We start from the raw sequence: 6,413 nt of genomic DNA, 5'->3' as shown, positions 1-6,413 counted from the left end.
GAACTGCCATAAAAACAGATTATCTGGGAGGCTACCAGTATGACAGCAGTATTTTGAAGTTTTTCCCAACAGCCGAAGGTTATGTAGAGCCTTCTGGAAGTTCTTATAAATATATCTATCAGTACAAAGATCATTTAGGTAATGTTCGTTTGAGTTATGATAAAACACTGGCCATTAAAGAAGAAAACAATTATTATCCGTTTGGATTAAAACACGAAGGCTATAATACTGTTAAAACTGGTGTAGAAAATAAGTATAAGTACAATGGTAAAGAATTGCAAGATGAGTTGCAGCTTAATGTTTATGACTATGGAGCGAGAAATTATGATGCTGCAATTGGTCGTTGGATGAACATCGACCCACTAGCTGAAAAATCTCGTAGATTCAATCCATATACATATGCTCTTAATAATCCTGTGTTTTTCATTGACCCTGATGGAATGGAAGCAAAACCTTCACCATTAGAAGCAGCTATAATGTCAAAACATGTTTATGGGGACAAGGTGAAATTAATAGGTGGTTGGAAGGTATCTAGTGCAGGAAAAGGTCTAAAATTAAACAATAACGATACAGGTTTTAAATCTCAAGTTTATGAGCGAACAGTTAAAGGTAAAACAGAATATACTTATGCTACCGCTGGAACTGAAGATATGACAGATACTAAACAAGATGTAAAGCAAGTATTTGGTAAGTCTGAGCAATATCAACAATCTACTGATAATGCTAAAGAATTAGACGCAAATCTTAAAGGTGCTGAATTAACATTTACAGGGCATTCTTTAGGTGGTGGTTTAGCTGAAGCTAATGCGATAGCAACGGGAGATAATGCCATAACTTTTAATGCTGCCGGCTTATCTACATTTTCACCTGGAGGTCTTCAAAAATCAACAACAACTGATGCGTATATTGTCACAACTGACCCTCTTAATGCAGTACAGGGTGCTACTGGGTTACCAACTGCAGGAGGAAGAAAACATTACATTGAGCCAGGAAGTAGCCAAGGTGCGGCTAATGGTCATAGTATTGATTCAGCTATTGAAAGCTTAAGAACACAATCCTTTGGAGGATTTGTTAAAAATTCAGTATCAAATTGGTGGAAAAAATATAAATAATTTAAAGTCATGAAAAAACTAATTGTATATTTTGGTGTATTTTTTTTATTTATTAGTTGCAATAACAGAGAAAATATCGTCAATAAACAAAATTTATTAGGAAATGATTATCAATTGTTTCAAGAAACTCCAGCTTGGGAGTTAGCAAAAGCAGTTGAAGATGAAGACACTACTAAAATAAAAGAAATTCTTAGTAATAAGAAGAAAAAGATCTATATTGATTTTAAAGAACCTAAATTTGGAAATACCTTATTGATGTTATCGATAAAAAACAGTCAATTTCAAATTACTAAATTATTGTTAGCATCGGGAGCCAACCCAAATGTCGCGGATATGTATAGAGGAGGATCGGCCGTTATTTGTGCAGCTAATAATAACGATTCCAAATATCTTGAATTAATTTTAAAGTACAAAGGAAATCCAAATGCAATTGAAAGTGCTCCCGTTAAAGAAGGTGATGAAGTTAGACAAACTGCTTTATTGGCAGCCATTAGTTTTTTAGACCCTGACAGCTTACAGAAAGTTAAATTTCTGGTTGAATCGGGTGCAAATGTAAATTATCATAATCAAGGACACACAATTTTACCTCTTTCAGAGGCTTTAACACTTGATAGATTAGATGTTGTTTTATATCTTTTACAAAACGGTGCAAATTTCAATTTAATGTTGTACAAAACAATAGATGGACAAAAAGTTTATATTTTAGAAGCCCTTCGGAAATCTATAATTGACCTGAAGTCTGAACAATATAAAAGTAAACTTGAAGTAATTCAATTTTTGGAAGAAAAAGGATTGGATTACAGTAAAGAACCTATTCCTGATTACATACTAAAAAAAATTAAAAAAAAATACCCAAAAGATTGGGAAGATTATATTAAAAAATATTAACCCCGCTCTGCAAAGAGTTCTCATAAAAATTTGCGTAAATGTCTCTGACTTTACGCTTTTTTTATTTCTTAGAAATTATAATCTTAATATTGTTTTTAATTTTTCTTTTCTACGAAATGCATCTAATAATTTTAGTTTTAAAATCAGAGTCTTTACGACTTATCCGTTTTAAATTGCATATTTGTAAATTGGCGTAATGTTCGAGACATTTACCTAGCACTTGCAAGGAACACTTTGCGGAGTAGGGAATTTTAAATAAAATCATCAATAGCAAGAGATAAAATGAAAAAGTCAATATTAACCTTAATATTTTTTTCAACAATTTTAGTAGGATGTAGTAATAAGAACTATCAAAATATTAATAATATGAAAAAGGCTTATAATACCAGAAATGGAGATGCTCATATTATACTATCTCATAAAAACTTTAATCCTACTAAGAAAATTTTTCTAGAATTAAATAATAATTTGACTAATGATTTCATATACATATATTCTTGGGTTAATCATCTTCCTATCTCAGGAACAAATCATTTTAAATCTCTAATTTATGATAGAAAATCAAGCAAACAAATTTACATTTCCAATACATTAAAAGATGTAAATTCAATTAATTTAAGAGATGATAAAACTAACTACAAAGAAGAACAATTAATTTTGGATTATTATATAGGAAATAGAATGGATGCTATAATCTCTTTATCACCTCCTTTTAGTTCTTCAGAAATAGGTTCTGAATATTTTTTATTTGATTCTGTATCAAAAAATACATATGTTATAAAAAATTTGGTTCTAAATAATAATGGTGAAGTTTTCAAATAAAAAATTTGAGCTCCCGCTCTCCAAAGAGTTCAACTGAAAAGCTGCGCAAATGTCTCTGACTTTGCACTTTTTTTATTTCTTAGAAATTATAATCTTGATAAAAGTCTCCTGACTTTTTACGGTTTTTCTTAGTATTATTTTTAATTTTCTGGGAATTGCATCTAAACATTTTAGTTTTAAAGTCAGAAGCTTTATAACTTATTCGTTTTAAATTGCATATTTGTAAGTTAGTGTAAAGTCAGAAACATTTCCCAGCGCTCGAAAGGAACACTTTGCGGAGTAGGGGAAAATCTAAAAAGTAAATTTAAAAAGAAAAAATGCCATGAAGTTATTAAATATATTATGTCTGTTTTTCGTATTTAACAATTTTTGTTATTCACAAGGCGAAACGTCAGAAAAAATTCATACATCTGAAATTATCTTTTTAAATGATTCTCATCTGAAATCTACAATAAAAAGAATTATGAAAAAAGACAGCCTTTGTCAAACAAAAAGTGTTCAGTGGAGCATTGAGATTATGAAAAATGACATAATATTAATCACAAAATATAGCCTTGAAAATTTTATAGCTTCAAAAGGGATTACAAACATTTATACAACTGTAATAGATGACAAATTTTTATTTCTTTCCACTAAAAAAAACATTGATGGTGTTTTCACTAAGTCAGGATATTCTGTCGATTTGACTTCTTTTATAGACAAAGGAAATTTTTCTACTATAGATTATTCATTTTGGGTTATCCAAAAGAAAGGTGATAAAAAATATAAAATAATTAAAGAGAAAAAATATGCTTGCAATAATTAATTGAACATTGATATAATAAAAGACTAAAAAACAACCATCGGGTTGTCCAAAATCAAAAAAGCCACTTCATTACGAAGTGGCTTTTGTCTTTTATTATTCCAATAATAACAATTTTAAACATACTCTGCTCCAGAAATTGCATCTAGAATTTTAGTTTTAAAGTCAGAGACTTTATGACTTATTCGTTTTAAATCGCATATTTGTAAATTGACGCAAAGTTAGAGACATTTGCAAAGCGCTCGAAAGGAACACTTTGCGAAGCAGAGGCACAAATAGAAAAATCTAACAAAGGTCAAGATGTTGACAAAAAACTAAAAAGGAAGTAATGAATAGAAAAACAATAATATATGTGCTATTAGTGATCGTTGCATATTATTTTTTTAGTGTGTTTTTTACTAAAAATGGTCAATTTATACAATATTCCTTTTCTTATTCCCTTAGTAAAAAAGAGTCAATTGAAAAAGAAATATTTATTACTGATAAGCTAGATATTTTATTTTTAAAAGATTCGACTGATCTAGTTAAGAAAAATTTTGATATTTGGTTAGATAAAAGTATCACTACTAAACGATATGGTCTGTTGCCAATAAAGTTTTCATCTGAAAATAATCGTTTTAATTCGATTAATATAAATTTCAAATCAGGTGTTAGTGATACTATTCGTAATGCATTTTTTTACAAGATTCATAATGAGCCATATAGACAGTATGAGATGACAAGTGTTGATGTTAAAAAAGGCACTAAAATTAAAGTGGGTTTTTATTTTAACAAAAAACTAATTTCTAAAATTGAAATTGTTATTCCAAGAGAATAAGCAATATATCAAATTTGTTGGTTGCTAACTTCACCCGCTAGGCAAAGCGTGGCTGCTGTACGAATGTCTCTGACTTCGCCCCCGCAAAGAGCTTCTACAAAGTATCAGCTGGGCTTTAGTTTTCGAACACCTTATTTACTCCACCTTATTCTGCAAGAGTTCTTATGAAACATGGCGAGCATTCTAGAGTTTTCCCATGCAAAAAATACCGTTTTGCAAATCAATTCAAAATCGACGAAATATCACTAACAAAGAAACCGATACTCGATAAAAAAAGCAGGATACTCAAAACATCCTGCTTTTTTTTACGAAATATCAATTCGTATTTATCTTTTATAGTAAGCCACAATACTGGCTTTAGCCAACGTCTGATTCCATAGATTAAACCCTACGATGGCCGGGTTTGTATTCTCATCAAGTCCCAGTTTGTCGGTTTTAAGAGCGTAAACAGTGATAATGTACTGATGAAATCCATGCCCCTCTGGCGGACATGGCCCACCAAAACCTTTAATTCCGTAATCGGTGATGCTTTGGATGGCACCTTTTATTGCAAATTTATCTTTGTTACCGGCATTAGGCAGCAGTTCATTTACATCCGAAGGAATATCAAATACAACCCAGTGCCAGAATCCGCTTCCGGTGGGTGCATCGGGATCGTACATCGTCACAGCAAAACTTTTTGTTCCGGCCGGAGCATTTTTCCAGGACAATTCGGGAGACTGATTCTCACCGGTACAGCCAAATCCCTTAAATTCCTGTTTTTTAGTTGCCTCCCCTCCCAGATCTTTACTGCTGAGCGTAAAAGTCTTTTGTCCAAAAATTGTCGTTGTGAAAATTAGAGACATTATCAAAATTACATTTACTTTTTTCATTTTTTTGTGTTTTAGAATTTCAAACAAATTTAAAACTGAAGACAAAAAAGGAATTAAGTTAAAGGCTCAAAAACTGTAGCTAAAAGCTCATTTTAGCTGTCCCTGTTTCGGCGTCACTCCATACTTTGATTTATAAGCCTGAGTAAAACTCGATAAACTCTCGTAACCCACTTCAAAATAAACCTCTGAAGGGCTTTTCTGCTCTTTATGAAGTAGGTAATTAGCAAATTCCAGTCTTTTGTTTTGAAACCATTTAATGGGCGATTCCGAATAGTGTTTTTCAAATTCTCGTTTAAATGTCGAAACACTCATATTACACAAAAAGGCAAGTTCCTTTAAAGATAATTTACTCAAATGACTACTTTCAATAATCTGAACAAATTTTTGCGAAGAATCATTACGATTAGCCGTTAAAGAAGACAGAAATGCTGTACCATGCAACTCCGTCAGATAAAGCAGTAATTCTTCCAGCTTTACTTCCAGTAATTTACTTTTAATCGCTATCGATAACTTCGAAATATCCACTAAACTATTTACAAATCGTTTAAGGAATACATCATACTCAAAAGCATAAACAGATTTAGACTCTTTTACTTCCGCTTTACTCCACTCCATTTTTCTCATAAATCGCAAAACCAATTCATTTGAAAAAAACAAAACAATACTTCTGTAATTAGAAACAGCCGAAAGTTTTTCGGTCATTAAACAAGGTCCCGATTGCATCATAAGAAACTTCGAAGCATCTATCGATACAGCCGAATTATCAAAAACAACTTCCTTTGTTCCTTCCATTAAAAAACTAAAGGCATGCTGACTCAAAATGATTTGCTGCTTCGAAACCTTCTTAGAGCTATTGTAGTCATAAACCTCGATTAGATTTGACCCTTCAAAATTTAACTCGTCAGGCAGTGTAAGTATATTCATATTGATAAAAAGAAACGGATTTTTATCCCCAATTATTTACTGTTGTATAATTGGAAAAACCGGTCAATTTGACCACCTAATTCCGGAGTAAATTGACCACCCGTTCCGGAGCAAACTGACCACCTGATTCCGGAGCAAATTGACCACCAGGTTTTGTGGTTAATTAACGATTAAAA

General features: G+C 31.6%; 7 protein-coding genes. 5 read left to right on the top strand and 2 right to left on the bottom strand.

Translation table 11 applies throughout. From position 1 onward, the window contains the following. The 5 genes from ACN1CN_RS22355 to ACN1CN_RS22335 form a co-directional block, all read left to right on the top strand. Positions 1–1,112: RHS repeat-associated core domain-containing protein (locus ACN1CN_RS22355; RefSeq protein WP_419137847.1), on the top strand; the 1,112-nt coding region annotated here is incomplete at its 5' end. A 9-nt stretch (positions 1,113–1,121) separates the two neighbouring features. Beyond that, positions 1,122–2,000: an ankyrin repeat domain-containing protein gene (locus ACN1CN_RS22350; RefSeq protein WP_419137845.1), complete on the top strand. Its 879-nt coding sequence runs from the start codon at positions 1,122–1,124 to the stop codon at positions 1,998–2,000. A 282-nt stretch (positions 2,001–2,282) separates the two neighbouring features. Beyond that, positions 2,283–2,822: a hypothetical protein gene (locus ACN1CN_RS22345; RefSeq protein WP_419137844.1), complete on the top strand. Its 540-nt coding sequence runs from the start codon at positions 2,283–2,285 to the stop codon at positions 2,820–2,822. 322 nt (positions 2,823–3,144) lie between these two features. After that, positions 3,145–3,627 (top strand): hypothetical protein, encoded by a 483-nt coding sequence (locus ACN1CN_RS22340; RefSeq protein WP_419137843.1) that lies wholly within the window; start codon positions 3,145–3,147, stop codon positions 3,625–3,627. Positions 3,628–3,952: 325 nt separating this feature from the next. Then, positions 3,953–4,441, top strand: a complete 489-nt coding sequence (locus ACN1CN_RS22335) for a hypothetical protein (protein WP_419137841.1) — start codon at positions 3,953–3,955, stop codon at positions 4,439–4,441. Positions 4,442–4,767: 326 nt separating this feature from the next. Here ACN1CN_RS22335 and ACN1CN_RS22330 read toward each other — a convergent pair whose 3' ends face one another. Together ACN1CN_RS22330 and ACN1CN_RS22325 are read right to left on the bottom strand one after the other, a co-directional pair. Next, positions 4,768–5,313 (bottom strand): YbhB/YbcL family Raf kinase inhibitor-like protein, encoded by a 546-nt coding sequence (locus ACN1CN_RS22330; protein ID WP_291287871.1) that lies wholly within the window; start codon positions 5,311–5,313, stop codon positions 4,768–4,770. 87 nt (positions 5,314–5,400) lie between these two features. Continuing rightward, a complete protein-coding gene (locus tag ACN1CN_RS22325) occupies positions 5,401–6,237 on the bottom strand; it encodes a helix-turn-helix domain-containing protein (RefSeq protein WP_419137838.1) in 837 nt (278 codons plus the stop codon). Positions 6,238–6,413 lie beyond the last annotated feature (176 nt).

Origin of the sequence: Flavobacterium sp. T12S277, from assembly GCF_048514875.1 — a bacterium.
GTDB lineage: Bacteria > Bacteroidota > Bacteroidia > Flavobacteriales > Flavobacteriaceae > Flavobacterium.
Note: the sequence above shows the minus strand (reverse complement) of the source record. Positions and strands in the feature narration are given on the sequence as shown.